The 20,876-nt window shown below is 60.1% G+C and carries 23 protein-coding genes; 8 read left to right on the top strand and 15 right to left on the bottom strand.

Going from position 1 to position 20,876, the window contains the following annotated elements:
* Positions 1–12: 12 nt before the first annotated feature.
* Positions 13–474 carry a YehS family protein gene (locus M1E04_RS19050; RefSeq protein WP_192132134.1) on the top strand — a complete coding sequence of 154 codons (462 nt, stop codon included), beginning with the start codon at positions 13–15 and terminating at the stop codon, positions 472–474.
* Between the two features lie 17 nt (positions 475–491).
* Positions 492–1,199 carry a tRNA (N6-threonylcarbamoyladenosine(37)-N6)-methyltransferase TrmO gene (tsaA, locus tag M1E04_RS19055; protein WP_192132136.1) on the top strand — a complete coding sequence of 236 codons (708 nt, stop codon included), beginning with the start codon at positions 492–494 and terminating at the stop codon, positions 1,197–1,199.
* A gap of 164 nt (positions 1,200–1,363) precedes the next feature.
* Here the strand turns inward: tsaA and fpr are convergent, their stop codons facing one another.
* Entirely contained in the window at positions 1,364–2,143 is a 780-nt protein-coding gene (gene fpr, locus M1E04_RS19060; protein ID WP_065989778.1) for a ferredoxin-NADP reductase, read from the bottom strand.
* Between the two features lie 122 nt (positions 2,144–2,265).
* Between fpr and M1E04_RS19065 the strand changes: the two genes are divergently transcribed.
* Complete coding sequence (locus M1E04_RS19065) at positions 2,266–3,192, top strand: LysR family transcriptional regulator (RefSeq protein ID WP_065989779.1); 927 nt, start codon at positions 2,266–2,268, stop codon at positions 3,190–3,192.
* A 27-nt stretch (positions 3,193–3,219) separates the two neighbouring features.
* Here M1E04_RS19065 and M1E04_RS19070 read toward each other — a convergent pair whose 3' ends face one another.
* A complete protein-coding gene (locus tag M1E04_RS19070) occupies positions 3,220–3,588 on the bottom strand; it encodes a diacylglycerol kinase (protein ID WP_065989780.1) in 369 nt (122 codons plus the stop codon).
* A 105-nt stretch (positions 3,589–3,693) separates the two neighbouring features.
* A complete protein-coding gene (gene erdR / locus M1E04_RS19075) occupies positions 3,694–4,341 on the bottom strand; it encodes a response regulator transcription factor ErdR (RefSeq protein WP_065989781.1) in 648 nt (215 codons plus the stop codon).
* Positions 4,342–4,516: 175 nt separating this feature from the next.
* Here erdR and M1E04_RS19080 point away from each other — a divergent pair, with 175 nt between their 5' ends.
* Positions 4,517–5,401, top strand: a complete 885-nt coding sequence (locus M1E04_RS19080; protein ID WP_456291868.1) for a DMT family transporter — start codon at positions 4,517–4,519, stop codon at positions 5,399–5,401.
* A 60-nt stretch (positions 5,402–5,461) separates the two neighbouring features.
* Here M1E04_RS19080 and M1E04_RS19085 read toward each other — a convergent pair whose 3' ends face one another.
* On the bottom strand, positions 5,462–6,193 hold the full coding sequence (locus tag M1E04_RS19085) for a tRNA-uridine aminocarboxypropyltransferase (protein WP_456293215.1): 732 nt from the start codon (positions 6,191–6,193) through the stop codon (positions 5,462–5,464).
* A 222-nt stretch (positions 6,194–6,415) separates the two neighbouring features.
* On the opposite strand from M1E04_RS19085, the gene M1E04_RS19090 reads away from it, so the two are divergent.
* Positions 6,416–6,841, top strand: a complete 426-nt coding sequence (locus M1E04_RS19090; protein ID WP_065989783.1) for a quorum-sensing-regulated virulence factor family protein — start codon at positions 6,416–6,418, stop codon at positions 6,839–6,841.
* A gap of 378 nt (positions 6,842–7,219) precedes the next feature.
* The gene (locus M1E04_RS19095) at positions 7,220–8,335 is read left to right on the top strand and encodes an LOG family protein (protein ID WP_456291869.1); all 1,116 of its coding nucleotides are present in this window, start codon (positions 7,220–7,222) and stop codon (positions 8,333–8,335) included.
* 48 nt (positions 8,336–8,383) lie between these two features.
* Here the strand turns inward: M1E04_RS19095 and recX are convergent, their stop codons facing one another.
* From recX to M1E04_RS19115, 4 genes are all read right to left on the bottom strand, one after another.
* A complete protein-coding gene (gene recX, locus M1E04_RS19100; RefSeq protein WP_065989787.1) occupies positions 8,384–8,851 on the bottom strand; it encodes a recombination regulator RecX in 468 nt (155 codons plus the stop codon).
* 8 nt (positions 8,852–8,859) lie between these two features.
* Entirely contained in the window at positions 8,860–9,924 is a 1,065-nt protein-coding gene (recA, locus tag M1E04_RS19105) for a recombinase RecA (RefSeq protein ID WP_065989790.1), read from the bottom strand.
* 85 nt (positions 9,925–10,009) lie between these two features.
* Positions 10,010–10,510: a CinA family protein gene (locus M1E04_RS19110; RefSeq protein ID WP_456291870.1), complete on the bottom strand. Its 501-nt coding sequence runs from the start codon at positions 10,508–10,510 to the stop codon at positions 10,010–10,012.
* 104 nt (positions 10,511–10,614) lie between these two features.
* Entirely contained in the window at positions 10,615–10,746 is a 132-nt protein-coding gene (locus M1E04_RS19115) for a hypothetical protein (protein ID WP_265386899.1), read from the bottom strand.
* A gap of 260 nt (positions 10,747–11,006) precedes the next feature.
* Between M1E04_RS19115 and mutS the strand changes: the two genes are divergently transcribed.
* On the top strand, positions 11,007–13,574 hold the full coding sequence (gene mutS / locus M1E04_RS19120; RefSeq protein ID WP_456293216.1) for a DNA mismatch repair protein MutS: 2,568 nt from the start codon (positions 11,007–11,009) through the stop codon (positions 13,572–13,574).
* Positions 13,575–13,813: 239 nt separating this feature from the next.
* Entirely contained in the window at positions 13,814–14,137 is a 324-nt protein-coding gene (fdxA, locus tag M1E04_RS19125; RefSeq protein WP_065989796.1) for a ferredoxin FdxA, read from the top strand.
* Positions 14,138–14,715: 578 nt separating this feature from the next.
* Here fdxA and rpoS read toward each other — a convergent pair.
* The 7 genes from rpoS to fghA form a co-directional block, all read right to left on the bottom strand.
* Positions 14,716–15,720 carry an RNA polymerase sigma factor RpoS gene (gene rpoS, locus M1E04_RS19130; RefSeq protein WP_065989798.1) on the bottom strand — a complete coding sequence of 335 codons (1,005 nt, stop codon included), beginning with the start codon at positions 15,718–15,720 and terminating at the stop codon, positions 14,716–14,718.
* Positions 15,721–15,823: 103 nt separating this feature from the next.
* Entirely contained in the window at positions 15,824–16,717 is an 894-nt protein-coding gene (locus tag M1E04_RS19135) for a peptidoglycan DD-metalloendopeptidase family protein (protein WP_065989802.1), read from the bottom strand.
* Between the two features lie 179 nt (positions 16,718–16,896).
* Entirely contained in the window at positions 16,897–17,532 is a 636-nt protein-coding gene (locus M1E04_RS19140; RefSeq protein ID WP_192132497.1) for a protein-L-isoaspartate(D-aspartate) O-methyltransferase, read from the bottom strand.
* A gap of 41 nt (positions 17,533–17,573) precedes the next feature.
* Positions 17,574–18,323, bottom strand: coding sequence for a 5'/3'-nucleotidase SurE (surE, locus tag M1E04_RS19145; protein ID WP_456291871.1), 750 nt, complete (start codon positions 18,321–18,323; stop codon positions 17,574–17,576).
* Positions 18,311–19,369 carry a tRNA pseudouridine(13) synthase TruD gene (truD, locus tag M1E04_RS19150; RefSeq protein ID WP_456291872.1) on the bottom strand — a complete coding sequence of 353 codons (1,059 nt, stop codon included), beginning with the start codon at positions 19,367–19,369 and terminating at the stop codon, positions 18,311–18,313. Before truD ends, surE begins: the two co-directional genes overlap by 13 nt.
* Positions 19,366–19,839 carry a 2-C-methyl-D-erythritol 2,4-cyclodiphosphate synthase gene (ispF, locus tag M1E04_RS19155; protein ID WP_456291873.1) on the bottom strand — a complete coding sequence of 158 codons (474 nt, stop codon included), beginning with the start codon at positions 19,837–19,839 and terminating at the stop codon, positions 19,366–19,368. Before ispF ends, truD begins: the two co-directional genes overlap by 4 nt.
* Before the next feature lie 106 nt (positions 19,840–19,945).
* A complete protein-coding gene (gene fghA, locus M1E04_RS19160; RefSeq protein ID WP_192132149.1) occupies positions 19,946–20,791 on the bottom strand; it encodes an S-formylglutathione hydrolase in 846 nt (281 codons plus the stop codon).
* Between the last annotated feature and the right edge of the window lie 85 nt (positions 20,792–20,876).

The raw sequence follows: 20,876 nt of genomic DNA on the forward strand, positions 1-20,876 counted from the left end.
AATACACGCACCATGATGAACAACGATGTACTGCGCAGCATCCGTTACATGCTTGATATCAACGACGCCAAAGTGGTCGATATCATCAAGCTCGGCGGGTTCGACGCTGACAAGGCCGATGTCATGGCCTACATGAAGAAAGACGAAGAGGAAGGCTTCGTGCCATGCAGCGACGAAGTCATGGCGCACTTCCTCGACGGTCTAGTGTTCTTCAAGCGCGGCAAGGACGAGAGCCGCCCGCCGCTGCCTGTCGAGCTGCCGATCACCAACAACATCGTTCTGAAAAAGCTGCGTGTGGCCTTCGAGCTGAAGGAAGACGACATGCACGCGATCCTCAAGGCGTCCGAGTTCCCGGTGTCCAAGCCTGAACTCAGCGCCCTGTTCCGCAAGGCGGGTCATACCAACTACCGTGTCTGTGGCGACCAGTTGCTGCGCAACTTCCTGCGCGGCCTGACCCTGCGCGTACGCGGCTAAGCGCTGCAGCTCCGTTGATGACCCAGGCCTACAGCGTTTCGCCGATCGGTTTCATGCGCTCGTGCTTCAAAGAGAAGTTTGCGATTCCCCGGCAGCCGCAACTGGCGCCTGCCGCGCGGGGCGTGTTGGAGTTGATCGCGCCCTTTGATCAGGGTGACGCCGTGCAGGGCCTGGAACAAGTCAGCCATGTCTGGCTGCTTTTTCTGTTTCATCAAGCCCTGGAGGACAAGCCGCGACTCAAGGTGCGCCCTCCTCGCCTCGGCGGCAATCAGTCGATGGGCGTGTTCGCCACGCGCGCCACCCATCGGCCGAACGGCATCGGTCAGTCGGTGGTCAAGCTGGACAAGGTCGAGGCCGGGCGCCTGTGGTTGTCAGGCATCGATCTGCTGGACGGCACCCCGGTGCTGGACGTCAAACCCTACGTGCCTTACGCCGATGTGATCGCTGATGCACGCAACAGCATGGCCGCCGCCGCGCCGGAGATGATTCCGGTGCAGTGGTCCGACCCGGCGCTGACCCAGGCCCGCGAACAGGGGTTGCGCCTCGAAGAACCCCTGATCGAGCTGATCGAGCAGTGCCTGGCTCAAGACCCGCGACCGGCCTACCAGACGCCCACGCCAGAGCGCCGCTACGGCGCGCAGTTCTGGGATCTGGACGTTCGCTGGCACTATCCGCAGCCGGGTGTCATTTGCGTGCTGGAGGTGGTTCCCGCCGCCGGTGGATAAACGACTGACGCCTGCCCACAAAAAAACCGCCTGGTCCGTGACCTCCAGGCGGTTTTTTTCAGACCCCAAAAATGCGGGTGCCTGTACTGACCTATTCGCCGATGACGTCACCCTCGCAGGGCTGCGAGGATGTTCATCGGCGATTGGGTCGTATCTGAATGGCGTTACTTCTCGACGAAGGCGCGCTCGATCAGGTAATCACCCGGCTCGCGCATCCGCGGCGAAACGGTCAGACCGAAGCTGTTAAGCACTTCGCTGGTTTCGTCGAGCATGCTCGGGCTGCCGCACAGCATGGCGCGGTCGTCCTGCGGGTTGATCGGTGGCAGACCGATGTCGCTGAACAGCTTGCCGCTGCGCATCAGGTCGGTCAGGCGGCCTTCGTTCTCGAACGGCTCGCGGGTCACGGTCGGGTAGTAGATGAGTTTGTCGCGCAGCATCTCGCCGAAGAACTCGTTTTGCGGCAAATGCTCGGTGATGAACTCGCGGTAAGCAACTTCGTTCACGTAACGCACGCCGTGGCAGAGGATGACCTTCTCGAAACGCTCGTAGGTTTCTGGGTCCTGAATCACGCTCATGAACGGCGCCAGACCGGTCCCGGTGCTGAGCAGGTAAAGATGCTTGCCCGGCTTGAGGTCATCCAGCACCAGCGTGCCCGTAGGCTTCTTGCTGATGATGATCTCGTCGCCTTCCTTCAGATGCTGCAGCTGGGAGGTCAGCGGGCCGTCCGGCACCTTGATGCTGAAGAACTCCAGATGCTCTTCCCAGTTCGGGCTGGCAATGGAGTAGGCACGCATGAGCGGGCGCCCGTTTGGCTGCTGCAGACCGATCATGACGAACTGACCGTTCTCGAAGCGCAGGCCAGGATCACGGGTGCACTTGAAACTGAAGAGGGTGTCGTTCCAGTGATGAACGCTGAGGACACGCTCGTGATTCATGTTGCTCATGGTACGTGGGAGCTCCTGATAAATAACGTGCGCCAGTCGATGCGCCATTGCGCGACATTCTAGTGGCAGACACAATATCTGTTAACTGAATTATCAAGATATGGGTTATCGGTTATATAGATATGCGATTTACTCTCCGTCAGCTCCAGGTTTTCGTCGCCGTCGCCCAGCAGGAAAGCGTTTCCCGCGCAGCGGTCCTGCTCTCCTTATCGCAATCGGCGGCGAGTACTTCCATCACCGAACTGGAGCGCCAGTCCAGCTGCCAGCTGTTCGACCGCGCCGGTAAGCGCCTGAGCCTCAATGCCACCGGCCGGCAACTGTTGCCCCAGGCCGTTGCGCTGCTCGATCAGGCGAAGGAGATCGAAGACCTGCTAAACGGCAAGTCCGGCTTCGGCTCGCTGGCGGTCGGTGCAACGCTCACCATCGGCAACTACCTGGCAACCCTCTTGATCGGCAGCTTCATGCAGCGCCACCCCGAGAGCCAGGTGAAGCTGCACGTGCAAAACACGGCGAACATCGTTCAGCAGGTCGCCCATTACGAAATCGATCTGGGCTTGATCGAAGGCGACTGCAGCCACCCCGACATCGAAGTGCAAACCTGGGTCGAGGATGAGCTGGTGGTGTTTTGCGCCCCTCAGCATCCGCTGGCCAAAAAGGGCCGGGCGTCACTGGAGGAATTGACGCGGGAAGCGTGGATTTTGCGGGAGCAGGGTTCGGGGACGCGCCTGACCTTCGATCAGGCCATGCGTCATCACCTGAACAGCCTGAACGTGAGGCTGGAGCTGGAACACACCGAGGCGATCAAACGTGCTGTGGAGTCAGGGCTGGGAATTGGTTGCATCTCGCGTCTGGCCCTGCGTGACGCTTTCCGTCGCGGCAGCCTCGTTGCGGTTGAAACGCCGGAGCTGGATCTGGTGCGCCAGTTCTACTTCATCTGGCACAAACAGAAATATCAGACGTCCGCTATCCGCGAATTCCTCGACCTCTGTCGCTCATTCACCGCCGGTGTTAACCGCAGCGACGAGATTGTGCTGCCGAGCATTGCCTGACGCGCAGCCCGGCTATAAAGGCGATTGTCAGCCCAGCAAGATCAGGCCCCAGACCACGGCAATCATGCTCAGCGCCACGAACTGTGCGGCGCTGCCCATGTCTTTGGCGTTCTTCGACAGCGGGTGGCGGTCGAGGGAAATCCGGTCAATCGCGGCTTCGATGGCCGAGTTCAGCAGTTCCACGATCAGCGCCAACAGGCACACCGCGATCAGGATCGCGCGCTCGCCGCGGCTGACATGAAACACGAAGGACAGCGGGATCAACACGACGTTGAGCAGCACCAGTTGACGGAACGCCGCTTCGCCCTTGAATGCAGCGGTCAGGCCGTCAAAGGAATAGCCAGACGCGTTGAGAATACGTTTGAGGCCGGTCTGGCCTTTGAATGGGGACGTCATAGGAAAACTACTGATGAATGAAAGCGGTGGAGGCTAGTGCGGCGACGGTCAAAAAAGTGTGAAGGTCAGCCGCGTAAAGCCCGGGTTTAGCCTGATTCGCGGGAATCAGCTCTGGGGAATGGATTCCAATTGTTGCAGCAGTAAAGCGGCCTGGGTTCGGGTGCGCACGTTGAGCTTGCGAAAGATCGCCGTGACGTGGGCCTTGATCGTGGCTTCCGACACGCTCAGCTCGTAGGCGATCTGCTTGTTCAGCAACCCCTCGCAGACCATCGTCAACACGCGAAACTGCTGGGGCGTCAGGCTGGCAAGGCCTTCGCTGGCGGCCTTGGCCTCCGGCGACACGCTGATGCTTTCGTTGACCTGCGGGGGCCACCAGACATCGCCATCCAGCACCGTTCGCACGGCCTTCTGAATGGTTTCCAGGGAACTGGATTTCGGGATGAAGCCGCTGGCGCCGAACTCGCGGGACTTGACCACCACCGCGGCCTCTTCCTGAGCGGAGACCATCACCACCGGGACTTGCGGGTACTGACCGCGCAACAGCACCAACCCCGAAAAGCCATAGGCGCCGGGCATGTTCAGGTCCAGCAGAACCAGATCCCAGTCAGACTTCTCGGTCAGTCGCGCTTCCAGATCAGCGATGCTCTCGGCCTCGACCAATCTGGCGTCCGGCCCGAGCCCAAGGCTCAGCGCCTGATGCAAGGCGCTGCGAAACAGGGGATGGTCGTCGGCAATCAGGATTTCGTATGGCATTTCATGATCCTGTAAGTGACTGAGCGCCGACGAATTCAACACCCAATGAGGTCACCCGCGACATCTTGACACAGGGACCGTACGTGAGCGGCGCCAAGGATGCCCAGCGAAGTCGGGGTGGTCAAGCCTGATGCTTTGCGGCAAAGTCTGCGCCCCCGACCTGACGAGTGCCATCATGCCAAACCATGCCCTGCGAGCGGACCTGCTCATGCTCCTGACCGCATTGATCTGGGGCACCGGCTTCGTCGCCCAGACCGCCGGGATGGATCACATCGGTCCCTATCTGTTCTCGGGTCTGCGGTTCGCGCTGGGCTCCCTCTGCCTGATCCCGCTGATTCTGCGCAATGCCAAGACGGCCCGCGTGCCGGAGCCCTTGCTCAATCGCGGCATGTTACGCGCCGGCATCATCATGGGCCTAGCGCTGGCACTGGGCATCAACCTGCAACAGGTCGGCCTGCTGTTTACCAGCGTGACAAACTCCGGCTTCATCACCGGCCTTTACGTGATTGTAGTTCCGTTGCTGGGCTTGCTGCTCGGGCATAAAACCGGGCTGGGCACCTGGCTGGGCTGCCTGTTGGCAGTGGTCGGCATGTGCCTGCTCAGTATCGGCGATAACTTTCACGTCGCTTCGGGGGATTGGCTGCAGTTGATCGGCGCGTTCGTGTGGGGTGCACACGTGGTGTTGGTCAGTTTGTTCGCCAGCCGCCACGACCCGATCCGTCTGGCTTTTTTACAGTTCGCCACCTGTTCGGTAGTGAGCCTGCTCCTGGCAGTCCTCTTCGAACCGATCGCCCTCAATGCGATCATCAATGCGGGCCCTTCCCTGCTTTATGGCGGCATCGTCGCGGTCGGCGTGGGTTACACGCTGCAAGTGGTCGCGCAGAAGCACGCCATTGCCTCCCATGCCGCCATCATCCTCTCTCTGGAAGCCGTGTTCGCCGCCATCGCCGGCGCCTGGATTCTGGGAGAGGCCTTGCAACTGCGTGGTTATATCGGTTGTGGATTAATGCTGGCGGGGATGCTGCTGGCGCAGTTGTGGCCGAAGAAAACTCTCGCCTGAGGTCTTACTCGTATTGCGAGCCGTTTTAAGGCGGCTCGCGGGCGGCGACACAACTGATGACTACTCGAGGTAACCCTTCAGCTCTTGATGGGCATCGCTTAGCAAGTCGAGGGGCAACTGATTTTTAGCCCCTAAATAGTGCTGACTGAACACATCGAAATAACAGCTCAACGCAGAGCCTGCCTCAGTATCGCCGGCCAGATCGAAACACAGTGCGGCCACTTCAGCGGTACACAGATGTTCGCTGCGGGTAGAGCGTCTCAACTTGTATCGTGAAAGCTTCTCGGGAATCAGGCTTAAAATCGGGATCGAATCAAAGTAGGCGCTTTTACGGAAGATCTTCCTCGCTTCAGTCCATGTCGCGTCAATCAGCACAAACAGCGGTCTCTTGTTCGGGTTAATCGTCACGGTGTTGGTGACGCGCTCCGCCGCTACGTATTCACCCGGGAACACCAGGTAGGGATGCCATTGCGGATCATTGAGCAATGCAATCAGCTTTTCGTCGACCTCAGTGCGTGACCACACAAACGCATGGTTATCCTGAATCACGTCTGCTATCAGCCAACCGGTATTGCTGGGTTTGAATACCTCTTTTTTGGTCATGATGAGGCAAACCCCAGATCGTGCCTGGACCTTGGGACGCCACCTGCAAAGGCAGTGACTTTCGATCACTCGACAGCAATGGCACCTTGGCGCACGTGATCCGCGAGCCAGGAAAGGTTTCGTGCTCTCCTCCTCCCGCTCATCTCTCAGACGTGCGACCGAATTACCGTGAAAAACAGTCTGGGTCATTGAGGGGTAAGAAGGCAGTGACACGAGGGGCATCCGGCAGGTCGAAAAGTCGCGGCATTCTATCAGACGCGGGCCAAGGCGCCGTGCTCTCTGGTGTCCGCCAAGGCTCCTCCCCTATACTGCCCGGCCTTGAGAGCACTCACGCCCACAGTGAACGCCTCGGGATGTCGCCGGTCCAACGGCCAGCCTCTGCAACACCCGTCCACGCACCAGGAGAATTCAATGCTGCGCCTCATCGCCCCCACTCTCACGCTTTTGCTCGTCGCTCCACTGTGCGCCAACGCGGCGTCCAAGCAGGATTACGAACTGAGCCAGATGCTTGATAAAGTCGCGAAGGAAAGCAGTGTCGGCACCCCACGCGCCATCAACGAAGACATCCTCGACGAAGGCTACACCGTTGAAGGCAAGATGCTGATCAACCACCTGAGCGTGCAGTCCGGCCAGGCGGCTCAGATGCGCGAAAACCCGGACGACGTCCGCGGTCAGCTGGGCGGTAGCGTGTGCCGCAACGCCGGTTACCGCCAACTGATGGCCAAGGGCGCGATCCTGCGGTACCAGTTCACCGAATACAAAACCAACAAGCTCATCACCACCCAGGAAATCAAAGCGGCGGACTGCGCTGCCAAGCCCCCTGCCCACAAGAAGTGATGTAACGAGCTTTACGGGCTGCGCGTTTCGAGACCCCTTCAACGCGCAGTCTTGCCTTCCCCTCCCCGCTACATACGCCATTCAAATTCCCGCCACTCAGCACGTCCCGCCCGCTGTTTGATCGCTGATCCTGGTGCCTGCTTTTCGTTTCGCCGTGCCCGTCCTGACTCATCACATTTTGCATGCAAGAAAGGGTTGCCTGCGGCACCGGTTGCCATCAATGTTTTCTCTTTTCAACCACGGATTAGTCCAGAATCGGGCGCCGCGCAGCTTTGATGCTCCCCTGTCTTTCGGATGAGCTGCGCACGCCGACGCATGAAGCGTCGCGATCCCGCCCCCTGGTGACGGTCAATGATTCTGCAGAAGGAGAAAGCGTGAATGCCGTACGTACCCAGTGACGCGTTGTCTCAACACTTTCAGAGCAACGGAAACGACCTCACCCTCAAGGTCGAAGAGCTCCTCGGTTCGGTCGCCCCGGACAGCCCCAATCTTCCGCTGTACCGGGACATGACCCTGACCGTCCTGCGCATGGCCCAGGACGACCTGAATCGCTGGAATGCCAAAATCACCCTGCAAGCGTTACGCGAACTGGAAAATGCTTTCCGGGTGCTCGAACGATTCAAAGGCCGGCGCAAGGTCACCGTGTTCGGCTCCGCCCGCACACCCCTCGAACATCCTGTTTATGCGCTGGCCCGTGAACTGGGCAAGCAGCTGGCCGCTTCGGACCTGATGGTCATCACCGGCGCCGGTGGCGGGATCATGGCCGCGGCCCACGAAGGCGCCGGTCTGGATCACAGCCTGGGCTTCAATATCACCCTGCCCTTCGAGCAGCACGCCAATGCGACCGTGGATGGCACCGGCAATCTGCTGCCGTTCCACTTCTTCTTCACGCGCAAGCTGTTTTTCGTCAAAGAGGCCGATGCGCTGGTGCTCTGCCCAGGCGGGTTTGGCACCCTGGACGAAGCGCTGGAAGTGCTGACGCTGATCCAGACCGGTAAAAGTCCGCTGGTTCCCATTGTGCTGCTGGATGCCCCGGGCGGGACCTTCTGGGAAGGAGCGCTCAGCTTCATCAGAAATGAGCTGGAGACGAACAAGTACATTCTGCCTACGGACATGAACCTGATGAAGCTGGTGTACAGCGCCGATGAGGCCGTCGCAGAGATCAACCGCTTCTACAGCAACTTTCACTCCAGCCGCTGGCTGAAGAACACCTTCGTCATTCGCATGCACCACGCCTTGAGCGAACAGGCGCTGAACGCCCTGCAGGACAGGTTTGTCGATCTGCGGTTAAGCGGCGACTTCCAGCAATACGGGCATCAGGACGAATATGACGAAGCGCAGTTCAGCCATCTCACGCGCCTGGCATTCACGTTTAACGGCCGCAACCATGGCCGCTTGCGCGAACTGGTGGACTGCATAAACCTGGAGGAAAACTGGGCAAGACCTGCGCACTCTCAGCAGGCCCGAGGGAGCGAGCCTGTGAAATCGATGTGATGGTGCATGCTTGAGGGCGCGTCTGCGCGCCTTCAGGCAGATCACGCGTCAGTCGTCGTTGCCCTTGCCACTCAGCAAACGACCAATCAGCTCGGGCGGGTATCCGCGATAACTCAGAAAGCGCATCTGCTGGCCACGCTCGCGAGCATCCCTGGGCAGTTGACCGCTGAACTTGCGCTGCCACAGCGCTTCCAGTTTCTCCCACCAGTCCACGCCGCACTCGCGCAGCGCTTGTTCGACGTCTGCACGCGGCAAGCCGCGTTGCCCCAGCTCTTCGCGGATACGCAAAGGGCCGTGGCCAGAACGGGCACGGTAGGAAACGAAGCTTTCGAGGTATCGGGATTCAGATAGCAGACCCTCTTCCGTCAGACGGTCGAGCGCTGCGTCAATCAATTCGGGGGGAGCGCCGCGCTGACGCAACTTGCGCGTCAGCTCGACACGACCGTGCTCGCGTCGTGCGAGCAGGTCCATTGCAGTACGCCTTACAGCGACGGGCGTATCAAGCACAGCTGGCATGGCGGGGATCAGATGTCCGCGTCAGCTTCGACTTCAGCCACATCGTCTGCCGCTACGCGGGACGACTGGGCCTTCACATCAGGCGCTGCCGTCAGCAGCTTCTCGCGAATCTGCCTTTCGAGGGTGGTACCAATTTCCGGGTTGTCCGCCAGGAACTTCGCGGAGTTGGCCTTACCCTGACCGATCTTGCTGCCCTGGTAGCTGTACCAGGCACCGGATTTCTCCAGCAGACCGTGCAGCACGCCGAGGTCGATGATCTCGCCGTTACGGTAGATGCCCTTGCCGTAGAGAATCTGGAACTCAGCCTGACGGAACGGCGGAGCCACCTTGTTCTTGACGACTTTAACGCGGGTTTCACTACCGACGACTTCGTCGCCTTCCTTGACCGCGCCCGTGCGACGGATGTCCAGACGGACCGATGCGTAGAACTTCAGCGCGTTACCACCGGTGGTGGTCTCCGGACTGCCGAACATCACGCCGATCTTCATACGGATCTGGTTAATGAAGATAACCAGGCAGTTGGCAGTTTTGATGTTACCGGTGATCTTACGCAGCGCCTGGGACATCAGTCGGGCTTGCAGGCCGACGTGCATGTCGCCCATTTCGCCTTCGATTTCAGCCTTTGGCACCAGAGCGGCAACGGAGTCGACGACGATGACGTCGATCGCGTTCGAACGCACCAGCATGTCGGTGATTTCGAGGGCCTGTTCGCCGGTGTCTGGCTGGGAGACCAGCAGGTCATCGACGTTGACGCCCAGCTTGCCGGCGTACTCTGGATCGAGCGCGTGCTCGGCGTCGACGAATGCGCAGGTGGCGCCCATTTTCTGGGCTTCTGCGATGACGGACAGAGTGAGGGTGGTTTTACCCGAAGATTCCGGGCCGTAGATTTCAACGATCCGGCCTTTTGGCAGGCCACCGATACCGAGTGCGATATCGAGGCCCAGCGAGCCGGTGGAGATAGCAGGAATAGCCTGGCGGTCATGGTCACCCATGCGCATTACGGCACCTTTGCCGAACTGACGCTCGATCTGACCCAAGGCCGCAGCCAAGGCTTTCTTCTTGTTGTCGTCCATTGAATCCTCTCGTAATAGGTTAGGCCTTGACGGCCGATATAACTGTATAAGTAGCCAGTATTATTCCACAGGGTCCGACGCGCGCCTACCCCTGATTTGGTATTTCTCCGCGAGAGAGCCGGACAAGCCCCTCTAGCGCGGCGATCACCGTTTGTCGGCGGACCGCATCGCGGTCACCTGCAAATAGAAACCGCCCGGCGATCAATCGTTCCGCCACACCCCAGCAGACCCACACCGTGCCCACGGGTTTCTCCAGCGAGCCCCCGTCCGGCCCGGCCACGCCGCTGACCGCGACCGAAAACTGCGCGCCGCTGTTGGCCTGCGCGCCCCTTGCCATGGCCTCGACCACTTCGCGACTGACGGCACCGACTTGCGCAAACACCGCTTCCGGCACTGCCAGTTGTCGGGTCTTCTGCCGGTTGGAGTAAGTGACATACCCGGCCTCGAACCAGGCCGAGCTCCCCGGGATTCGGGTGATGGCTTCGGCGATACCGCCTCCGGTGCAGGATTCGGCCGTGCTGACCTGCGCGCCTGTTGCCAACAGTTGCTGGCCCAGGGTTGCTGCCAGATGGGTAATGTCATCCACGGGAGATTCTCCGTATCGGTCGAGGCGAAGCAGACACGCTACACCAGCCGGGTCGATCTGCAACACAGGACGCGACCTGAATCCGGATCACGCCTGCAAGACACTTATTTGCGCTCCGGTTTTTCGGGGCAGGGTTTCTTGACGGTTTCCACGATGGTTTCCCGTGGACGTCGCTTGGCCTCCTCCAGAGGGATGAAACGGCCGTTGGTTGAATCTCGTCCTCGCTTGCGTTGCATGGTGCAATCCTTGTCGATGATGCCGCCTCCAGTCGGGCGGTGCTCGACATCCTAGCCAGCTCGAAGCGTTTCGTGTCGGTTCGGAAACGCGCCGTGACGAATCAGCCGGACCTGCGGCCCGCGAACGTGCGTGGTAACCTTGCCGCCATCGCAAAAGCAATCGGACATGACGTCGAGCCACGTAGGTGGAATCCACGTCGTCGCCCGAAACTTGCCTCAATCTCCTACAGAATTTGCCTAAATAACTGATGAATAAAGCAATTTCCGACCTCTCCTCGCACACCCCCATGATGCAGCAGTACTGGCGGCTGAAAAATCAGCACCCCGACCAGTTGATGTTTTATCGCATGGGTGACTTCTACGAGATCTTCTACGAAGACGCCAAGAAGGCGGCCAAGCTGCTCGACATCACGTTGACCGCCCGGGGCCAGTCAGCAGGGCAAAGCATTCCCATGTGCGGCATCCCCTATCACGCAGCGGAAGGCTATCTGGCCAAGCTGGTGAAATTGGGCGAGTCCGTGGTCATCTGTGAACAGATCGGCGATCCGGCGACCAGCAAAGGCCCGGTTGATCGTCAGGTGGTGCGCATCATCACGCCGGGCACCGTCAGCGACGAAGCGTTGCTGGACGAGCGTCGGGATAACTTGATCGCCGCCGTACTGGGCGACGAGCGCCTGTTCGGCCTTGCCGTGCTCGACATCACCAGCGGCAATTTCACGGTGCTGGAAATCAAGGGCTGGGAAAACCTGCTGGCCGAGCTTGAGCGTATCAACCCGGTCGAGCTGCTGATTCCCGATGATTGGCCCCAGGGCCTGCCAGCGGAAAAACGTCGCGGAGCCCGTCGTCGCGCGCCGTGGGATTTCGAACGCGATTCGGCGCATAAAAGCCTGTGCCAGCAATTCTCCACTCAGGACCTGAAAGGCTTCGGCTGCGAGAACCTGACCCTGGCAATCGGCGCGGCCGGCTGTCTGCTGAGTTACGCCAAGGAAACCCAGCGCACGGCATTGCCTCACTTGCGCAGCCTGCGCCATGAGCGCCTCGACGATACGGTGATTCTGGACGGCGCCAGCCGTCGCAATCTGGAACTCGACACCAACCTGGCGGGCGGGCGCGACAACACACTGCAATCGGTCATGGATCGCTGCCAGACCGCCATGGCCACGCGCCTGTTGACCCGCTGGCTGAACCGGCCATTGCGCGATCTGCGCATCCTTCAGGCCCGGCAGGAATCAATCGGTTGCTTCCTTGAACGCTATCGCTTCGAGAACCTGCAGCCGCAACTGAAAGAAATCGGCGACATCGAGCGCATTCTCGCGCGCATCGGCCTGCGTAACGCCCGTCCCCGTGACCTCGCGCGTCTGCGTGATGCCCTGAGCGCGTTGCCCGAACTCCAATTGGCGCTGGCAGAGCTTGAAGCGCCGCACATTCAGCAATTGGCGAAAACCGCGAGCACCTACCCGGAGCTCGCCGACCTGCTGCAACGCGCAATCATCGACAATCCGCCTGCCGTCATTCGCGACGGCGGCGTACTGAAGACCGGTTACGACGCCGAGCTCGACGAGTTGCTGTCCCTGAGCGAGAACGCCGGGCAGTTCCTGATTGATCTTGAAACACGGGAGAAGGCGCGCACCGGGCTGGCCAACCTCAAGGTCGGCTACAACCGCGTGCACGGCTACTTCATCGAGCTGCCGAGCAAGCAGGCGGAACAGGCGCCGGCCGATTACATCCGCCGTCAAACGCTCAAGGGCGCCGAGCGTTTCATCACCCCCGAGCTCAAGGAATTCGAAGACAAGGCGTTGTCGGCCAAGAGCCGCGCGCTGGCTCGGGAAAAAATGCTGTACGAGACGCTGCTGGAAGACCTGATCGGGCACCTTGCGCCGCTGCAGGACACCGCCGCGGCGCTGGCCGAGCTGGATGTGCTGAGCAACCTGGCCGAGCGGGCGTTGGATCTGGACCTGAACCGTCCGCGTTTCACCGATGAGCCGTGCATGCGCATCGAGCAGGGTCGTCACCCGGTGGTGGAGCAGGTTCTGTCGTCGCCTTTCGTGGCCAATGACCTGGACCTGAACGACAGCACGCGCATGCTGGTGATTACCGGTCCTAACATGGGCGGTAAATCCACCTACATGCGCCAGACCGCTCTGATCGTGCTGCTGGCGCATATCGGCAGCTTCGTGCCGGCGGCGAGCTGCGAGCTTTCGCTGGTCGACCGTATCTTCACTCGGATCGGTTCAAGCGATGACCTGGCCGGCGGACGCTCCACCTTCATGGTGGAAATGAGCGAGACGGCGAACATTCTGCACAACGCCACCGACAAAAGCCTGGTGCTGATGGATGAAGTCGGACGTGGCACCAGCACCTTCGACGGGCTCTCGCTGGCGTGGGCGGCGGCGGAATGCCTTGCCCAGCTGCGTGCGTACACGCTGTTCGCCACGCACTACTTCGAGCTGACGGTGCTGCCGGAGAGCGAGCCGCTGGTGGCCAACGTGCATCTGAATGCCACCGAGCACAACGAACGGATTGTCTTCCTGCACCGCGTGCTGCCGGGCCCGGCGAGCCAGAGCTATGGCCTTGCCGTGGCGCAACTGGCCGGCGTGCCAGGGCGCGTCATCACCCGGGCCAAGGAGCATCTGTTGCGTCTGGAGACCACCAGCCTGCCCCACGAACAGCCCAAGGCCAAGCCGGGCAAACCGCCGCTACCGATGCAGAGCGATATGTTCGCAAGTTTGCCGCACCCTGTTCTGGACGAGTTGTCGAACCTGAAGATCGACGACCTGACGCCGCGCCAGGCGCTTGAGTTGTTGTATTCGATGAAAACTCGCATCTAACGTGATTCGTAACAAGCTGTTAGAATCCCGCGCGGTTCGGGACGCTGTGAGCTTTTAGCCTGGCTTTACAGCGCACCTGGCCGCGTTTGAACGCAGCGAACCAAGGTCGGACATCGCCGCGCAGGACACCTTGCCTGCCGCGTTGCTCGAGAAGCTGAGTTTTACGGCCGGGGGACGTCCCGTACCTGGCAAGCCGGACTGAACGGCCTTGCTGCCGCCGCCTGAGGAGAGAATTAGAAATGACCTTCGTCGTCACCGACAACTGCATCAAGTGCAAGTACACCGACTGCGTAGAAGTCTGTCCGGTGGACTGCTTTTACGAAGGCCCAAACTTCCTGGTGATTCACCCGGACGAGTGCATCGACTGTGCCCTTTGCGAACCTGAATGCCCTGCGAATGCGATCTTCTCGGAAGACGAGATTCCGGCCGGCATGGAGAATTTCATTCAGCTGAACGCAGAGCTGGCTGACGTCTGGCCCAACATCACGGAACGCAAGGATGCGCTGCCGGATGCTGCGCAGTGGGATGGCAAGACCGGCAAGATCGCCGATCTGGAGCGCTAAGCGTCTGGAGCGCTGCGCATTCTGCTGACACAAAAGGCCCCTCGGGGCCTTTTTGCAGGGTGGACCGGTTGCGGTCGCACTTTTCTGCAGACGAAAAAAGGGGCGGTATGACCCGCCCACATTTTTTCCATAATCCCTTTAATCCTTGTTCATCGTCCTGATGAATCGCGTCCTGCGATGTCCTTGAGCAGTCGTCCTTGACCGCTTGTACCAATCCGTCGGTACAGGACTGATCTTAGTGATTTAAACGGTGAGGGCAAGCGCCGAGAGTTTGCAGAAAAATTCAGCCGCTGACCGACGCTCATTTTAAATTGATAGTTAAATCAATGGGATAACCATCGGCTCTCAACTGACGGAGACCTGATCCTCCAAAGAAGAGACGATAACTCACATTACGCGTAAGAAACGGCTTACAGGAGGAGTAAGCATCACTTACCCGATTGTGAAAAAGACCATCGGCCTGTCCGGTCGGTGTCACGTGACATCCATCTAAAGCGCATTCAGCTGACATAAAAAAAGCCCCGACGCGTCGGGGCTTTCATGTTGCTGCTATCTGACTTCCGCCAACCATCGGCGGTTTATTGAAAGAGTGACTCGCTGGATAACCCATTCTTCTCGAGAATCTCGCGAAGGCGTTTCAACCCTTCCACTTGAATCTGCCGCACACGCTCTCGGGTCAGGCCGATTTCCAGCCCGACGTCTTCAAGGGTGCTGCTTTCATGCCCGCGCAGCCCGAATCGCCGGACAACGACTTCACGCTGTTTGTCGGTCAACTCGGACAGCCACTGGTCGATGCTCTGGGAGAGATCGTCGTCCTGAAGCAACTCGCACGGATCGGTCGGACGATCGTCCGTCAGCGTGTCGAGCAGCGTCTTGTCAGAATCGGGGCCCAGCGACACATCCACCGAAGACACGCGCTCATTGAGGCCCAGCATGCGCTTGACCTCACCGACCGGCTTCTCCAGCAGGTTGGCGATTTCTTCGGGAGAGGGTTCGTGATCCAGCTTTTGCGTCAGCTCCCGCGCGGCGCGCAGGTAGACGTTGAGCTCTTTGACGACATGGATCGGCAAACGAATCGTGCGCGTCTGATTCATGATCGCGCGCTCGATGGTCTGACGAATCCACCAGGTGGCGTAGGTCGAGAACCGGAATCCGCGCTCCGGATCGAATTTTTCGACTGCTCGAATCAGGCCCAGATTGCCCTCTTCGATCAGGTCCAGCAATGAAAGACCACGATTGACGTAGCGCCTGGCGATTTTCACGACCAGCCGCAGATTGCTCTCAATCATACGTTTGCGCCCAGCCGGATCGCCGCTTTGCGACAGTCGCGCAAAGTGGACTTCTTCTTCCGGGGAGAGCAGGGGGGAAAAGCCGATTTCATTGAGATACAGCTGCGTAGCATCCAGTGCCCGAGTGTAGTCAATGTACTTATGCTGTTTGAGCGCTGCAGAGTTTTTGGGTTTTGCACGAACAGAAGGTGTAGCTGGCTTCTCATCCGTTGCAGAATCCAGGACGATTACGGGCTCCATGAGGAGAACCTCGTCGTCTATGTCAAACTCCGGCACTTCTTTGCTGAGAGCCATTGTTATAGTCCTTTGGTGAGTTCGACCTCAAGCTCCAGTGACGCCTTCTTCCGTGGCAGCACTTGAGCCTGTCCCCTCTACGCAGGAACAGGCTGACAACCGATCAGCGACGTGGCAAAAATTCCAGTGGATCTACAGGTTTACCCTGGCGGCGAATCTCGAAATGCAGTTTCACCCGGTCCGTTCCCGTCGAGCCCATCTCGGCAATACTCTGCCCTGCCTTGACCTGTTGTCCCTCCCGAACCAAGAGCCGACGGTTATGACCGTAGGCACTGACGTAGGTATCGCTGTGTTTGATGATGACCAGCTCGCCGTAGCCCCTTAAACCACTCCCGGCGTATACCACTGCCCCATCAGACGCGGCCAAAACAGGCTGTCCCAAATCACCAGCGATATCAATTCCTTTATTCAAACTACCGTTTGAAGAGAACTTACTGATCAAAACGCCGCTTGTCGGCCATGTCCAGCCGCTTGGCGAGCGGGCGCCGGTGACCACTGTTGTGTTGACCGGCGTGGTCGTCGAGTTGCTGGTTGGCGGAGGCGTCGTCGCTGCAACGGCGCCTACCGGCCTTGAGATCACAGTGGTCTTCAGCGACCCGGAAGGCGATGTAGAACTGCTGGTCCTGGTCTGCGGAACGCCGACCGGCGCAGCGGCCACTGCCGTGGATGGCGAGTTGGCGCGCCCGTCAAAGCGGATCGTCTGACCGACATGAATGGTGAACGGCTCTGGAATGCTGTTGCGTGCGGCCAGCGCTTTCCAGTCCCAGCCGTAACGGAATGCAATGGAAAAAAGCGTGTCGCCGCGCTTCACAACGTACTGGCCAGTGGTGACCGGCTGACGCGTCGGCACCGTCGATTTGCCGTTACGGTCAACAACGCGCACGCCGCCTGTTGGCGTGCTGGAGCAGCCGACCAGAAGGATACTCAGGGCAACTCCAATCACCAGACGCTGAAAACTTGTTGAAGAACTACGCTGCCGAATGACTGTGAGACTCACCCGCCACTCCCTTTACCGGTGACTGAAGAAGAAACTGCCCTGCATCGTGAAAAGACCAGGCAGCCATGAAAAAAATGGTGTGAGACGGCGCTGCGGCAGTTGGCCGAAGCATCGTTGCAAAACGCCAGCCTGTAGACCGACTGCGTTCTGTGGAATTCATTGCCGCTGCAAAATAGCGCTCAGGCCAGCGGGCCGTTGAGCAGCGGGACGAAACGAACGGCGCCCAGCACATGCCGGGAGAAGCCGCTTTCCTCGCGGATGATCAGCATCAGTTGCTGCACTTCACCCGAGCCCACTGGAATCACCAAGCGACCGCCGGGGGCCAGTTGGTCCAGCAACGCCTGAGGTACGTCAGTGGCAACCGCGGTGACGATGATCCCGTTGTAGGGCGCGAGCGCCGGCCAGCCTTCCCAGCCGTCGCCCCAGCGAAACACCATGTTGCGCAGGTTCAGCTCGACGAGGCGTTCCTTGGCACGGTCCTGCAGCACCTTGATGCGCTCAACGGAGAAAACCCGCTCCACCAGCTGCGCCAGCACCGCGGTCTGATAACCCGAGCCGGTGCCGATCTCCAGCACCTTGTCCAGCGGACCCGCCGCCAGCAGCAGCTCGCTCATGCGCGCCACCATGTAAGGCTGGGAAATCGTCTGGTTGTTGCCGATCGGCAGCGCGGTGTCTTCGTAGGCGCGGTGCGCCAGAGCTTCGTCGACAAACAGGTGACGGGGGGTCTTGCGAATGACGTCCAGCACCTGGGTATTGGCGATGCCTTCTTCGCACAACCGTTGAATCAGACGCTCGCGGGTGCGCTGGGAAGTCATCCCCACGCCACGTCGTAACAGATCATCTTGCTCACGCGACATCAGGCCATTCCCTCCAGCCATGCGTTCAGGCTGTTGAAACCGTCCTGATAGGTACGATCCAGCTGCAACGGGGTGATCGACACGTAACCCTGCATCACAGCGTGGAAATCGGTGCCCGGCCCGCCGTCTTCGGCATCTCCGGCGGCAGCAATCCAGTAACCGGCCTTTCCGCGCGGATCGACCACGCGCACAGGCGCCGCCGCACGGGTGCGGTGGCCAAGACGGGTCAGCTGGATACCGCGCACGTGCGCCAGCGGCAGATTAGGGATATTCACATTCAATACGGTACGGGGTGGGAGGTCGAGGCACTCGTGGGCTTCGACCAAAAGCCGGGCAAAATGCGCGGCGGTTGCCAGGTTATCGACCTGACGCGACAAAAATGAAAAGGCAAATGACGGACGTTGCAGAAAACGACCTTCCAGCGCTGCGGCGACGGTGCCTGAATAGAGCACATCGTCGCCCAGATTGGCGCCCAGGTTGATGCCCGAAACGACCATGTCCGGCTGATCGGGCAGCAAGCCGTTGAGTCCGAGGTGGACGCAATCGGTGGGCGTGCCGTTGAGGCTGATGAAGCCGTTGTCCAAGGTATGCGGGTGCAACGGACGGTCCAGCGTCAGCGAACTGCTCGCGCCGCTTTTGTCTTGATCGGGCGCAATCACCACGCACTCGGCGTACCCGGCCAGTGCGCCATGCAGCGCAACGAGCCCGGGCGCCATGACCCCGTCATCATTTGAAATCAGAATACGCATGAGCTGTCCGTCTGCCCTGCCGGCGCGAGATCGACGAGTTCACGCACCAATGCGGTGGCGAAGCATCCGGCCGGCAGGACGAATTCCAGTTGCAGAATGTCAGGCTCGGGATAATGCCACGTCAACCGCCCGATGGGCAGTCGCAGGATGCGCCGTTCATGCTCCATTCCCGCTTTTATCAACCAGTTACTGAGCGACGCCTCGCGCACCGCCATGCTGTTTTCAAGCTCGGCGGTAGCGCCGGACGCCGGAGAATCGCCCTCGCCCCACTGCGGCCCGGTGGGGTGCAGATCGAGGATGGCCAGTCGCGGGTCGCTGCACTCGGCTTCGCCTGCGGGGAAAAAACTGCGGCTGTCAGTGAACGCCAGCAGATCGCCCACTTGCGCTCGCTGCCAGCTGCCGTCGGCAACCCGGGCGGCCAAGACCTGATTGAACAGGTAACTGCGGGCGGTGGAGAGCAGCCGAGAGCGCACATTGCGCTGCTCGGGCAAAGCTTGACGCTCGGCATAATGCCGGGCTTCACCCAGATTCCCACCCTCATGGCCGAAACGCTGGGCGCCAAAATAATTGGGGATGCCGTGTTGCTTGATCAACTCAAGACGCGCATCGAGCCCGGCTTTGTCGGCCTGCAATTGCGTCAGACGCAGCGTGAAACCATTGGCCGCGTGGGCGCCCCGCTGCAGCTTGCGCTTGTGGCGCTTGCTGTCGAGAATTTTCAGGGAATCGTTTTCAGCCACTGACATGTCCGGATCGGCCTTGCCCGGCAACTGAATGCTGAACCACTGGCGGGTCAACGCCTGACGATCCTTCAAACCGGCATAGGCGACGGTTCGCAACGGCACGCCGGCCGCCTTGGCCAGACGCCGGGCGGCCTCCTCGGTATTCAAGCCGCGCTTTTCGACCCACAGCCACAGGTGCTCGCCATCCCCGGACAGCGGGATGTCGAGGACTTCATCGACCTGAAAGTCTTCGGCGCTGGCTTTCAGCACGGCCGTACCCAGTGCGTCGCCGTAAGCCCTCGGGCCCAGAAGTTCGAGCTCGGTCATGCGCTGATCAACAACGCAACGGCGTGCACCGCGATGCCTTCTTCACGACCGGTGAAGCCCAGCTTTTCAGTGGTGGTGGCCTTGACGTTGACCTGGTCGATGTCGACTTGCAGGTCTTCGGCAATCAAGGCGCGCATGCTTTCGATGTGCGGGGCCATCTTCGGCGCCTGGGCAACGATGGTGGCATCGATGTTGCCGACCTTCCAGCCCTTGCCCTGCACCTGCTTGAGCACGTGGCGAAGGAGGACCCGGCTGTCGGCGCCTTTGAATTGCGGATCGGTGTCCGGGAAATGCTTGCCGATGTCGCCCAGCGCGGCAGCACCCAACAGGGCATCGCTCAGCGCATGCAGCACCACATCGCCATCGGAATGCGCGAGCAGACCCGACGTGTGCGCAATGCGCACGCCGCCCAAGGTAATGAAATCGCCTTCAGCGAAACGGTGCACATCGTAGCCGTGGCCAATACGCATAAAAAAACGCCCTGAAAAAGTCAGGGCGTGATTCTACCTACTTTGACCGAGATTAGGGTCGGCCCGCGCTCAATTGCCCGTGACGCTGCAATTGAAGGCGAAGACTTCAGCCGGCCAGGGCTCGGGCGTGATGGCGAAGGTGGTCTTCGATGAAGCTGGCGATGAAGTAATAGCTGTGGTCGTACCCCGGCTGCATGCGCAATTCCAGAGGATGACCGGCCGCCTTCGCCGCCTGAACCAACGATTCCGGCTTGAGCTGATTGCCGAGGAAGTCGTCGCGATCGCCTTGGTCCACTAGCAGTGGCAAGCGTTCGGTGGCTTCGGCAATGAGCACGCTGGCGTCCCATTCACGCCAGCGCGAACGGTCTTCGCCCAGGTAGCGGGAAAACGCTTTTTGTCCCCACGGGCAATCCATCGGGTTGCAGATGGGCGAGAACGCCGACACCGATTGATAGCGGCCCGGATTGCGCAATGCGCCGACCAGCGCGCCGTGGCCACCCATGGAATGCCCGCTGATGCTGCGTTTGTCCGAGGCCGGGAAGTGCGCCTCGATCAACGCAGGCAGCTCGCTGATCACGTAATCGTACATGCGGTAGTGCCGCGCCCACGGTTGCTCGGTGGCGTTCAGGTAAAAACCGGCGCCCAGACCGAAATCGTAGGCCTGTTCCGGGTCATCCGGCACGTCGGCACCGCGGGGGCTGGTGTCCGGCGCCACGATGATCAACCCCAGTTCCGCCGCCACGCGCAGCGCACCGGCCTTCTGCATGAAGTTTTCATCGGTGCACGTCAGCCCTGACAACCAGTAGACCACCGGCAGCTTGCCGCCCTGCTCCGCTTGCGGAGGCAGATACACCGCGAACACCATGTCGCAACCGAGCACATCAGAGTGATGTTTGTAACGCTTGTGCCAGCCGCCGAAGCTTTTCTGGCACGAGATGTTTTCCAGACTCATGGGCTTCTCCGGGCGGCAAGCTTCAAGCCTCGAGCGGCAGAGGTCATGACACGCCCCTCTTGCTGCTTACAGCTTTAAGCTTGCC

The sequence above is a fragment of the Pseudomonas sp. AK106 genome, from assembly GCF_053903055.1.

Excerpts from the sequence above, each read along its gene's own strand:
- M1E04_RS19050 (WP_192132134.1), top strand. The coding sequence starts at position 13 with ATGATGAACAACGATGTACTGCGCAGCATCCGTTACATGCTTGATATC.
- tsaA (WP_192132136.1), top strand. The coding sequence starts at position 492 with ATGACCCAGGCCTACAGCGTTTCGCCGATCGGTTTCATGCGCTCGTGC.
- fpr (WP_065989778.1), bottom strand. The coding sequence starts at position 2,143 with ATGAGCAACATGAATCACGAGCGTGTCCTCAGCGTTCATCACTGGAAC.
- M1E04_RS19065 (WP_065989779.1), top strand. The coding sequence starts at position 2,266 with ATGCGATTTACTCTCCGTCAGCTCCAGGTTTTCGTCGCCGTCGCCCAG.
- M1E04_RS19070 (WP_065989780.1), bottom strand. The coding sequence starts at position 3,588 with ATGACGTCCCCATTCAAAGGCCAGACCGGCCTCAAACGTATTCTCAAC.
- erdR (WP_065989781.1), bottom strand. The coding sequence starts at position 4,341 with ATGCCATACGAAATCCTGATTGCCGACGACCATCCCCTGTTTCGCAGC.
- M1E04_RS19080 (WP_456291868.1), top strand. The coding sequence starts at position 4,517 with ATGCCAAACCATGCCCTGCGAGCGGACCTGCTCATGCTCCTGACCGCA.
- M1E04_RS19085 (WP_456293215.1), bottom strand. The coding sequence starts at position 6,193 with ATGACCCAGACTGTTTTTCACGGTAATTCGGTCGCACGTCTGAGAGAT.
- M1E04_RS19090 (WP_065989783.1), top strand. The coding sequence starts at position 6,416 with ATGCTGCGCCTCATCGCCCCCACTCTCACGCTTTTGCTCGTCGCTCCA.
- M1E04_RS19095 (WP_456291869.1), top strand. The coding sequence starts at position 7,220 with ATGCCGTACGTACCCAGTGACGCGTTGTCTCAACACTTTCAGAGCAAC.
- recX (WP_065989787.1), bottom strand. The coding sequence starts at position 8,851 with ATGCCAGCTGTGCTTGATACGCCCGTCGCTGTAAGGCGTACTGCAATG.
- recA (WP_065989790.1), bottom strand. The coding sequence starts at position 9,924 with ATGGACGACAACAAGAAGAAAGCCTTGGCTGCGGCCTTGGGTCAGATC.
- M1E04_RS19115 (WP_265386899.1), bottom strand. The coding sequence starts at position 10,746 with ATGCAACGCAAGCGAGGACGAGATTCAACCAACGGCCGTTTCATCCCT.
- fdxA (WP_065989796.1), top strand. The coding sequence starts at position 13,814 with ATGACCTTCGTCGTCACCGACAACTGCATCAAGTGCAAGTACACCGAC.
- rpoS (WP_065989798.1), bottom strand. The coding sequence starts at position 15,720 with ATGGCTCTCAGCAAAGAAGTGCCGGAGTTTGACATAGACGACGAGGTT.
- M1E04_RS19140 (WP_192132497.1), bottom strand. The coding sequence starts at position 17,532 with ATGACTTCCCAGCGCACCCGCGAGCGTCTGATTCAACGGTTGTGCGAA.
- surE (WP_456291871.1), bottom strand. The coding sequence starts at position 18,323 with ATGCGTATTCTGATTTCAAATGATGACGGGGTCATGGCGCCCGGGCTC.
- truD (WP_456291872.1), bottom strand. The coding sequence starts at position 19,369 with ATGACCGAGCTCGAACTTCTGGGCCCGAGGGCTTACGGCGACGCACTG.
- ispF (WP_456291873.1), bottom strand. The coding sequence starts at position 19,839 with ATGCGTATTGGCCACGGCTACGATGTGCACCGTTTCGCTGAAGGCGAT.
- fghA (WP_192132149.1), bottom strand. The coding sequence starts at position 20,791 with ATGAGTCTGGAAAACATCTCGTGCCAGAAAAGCTTCGGCGGCTGGCAC.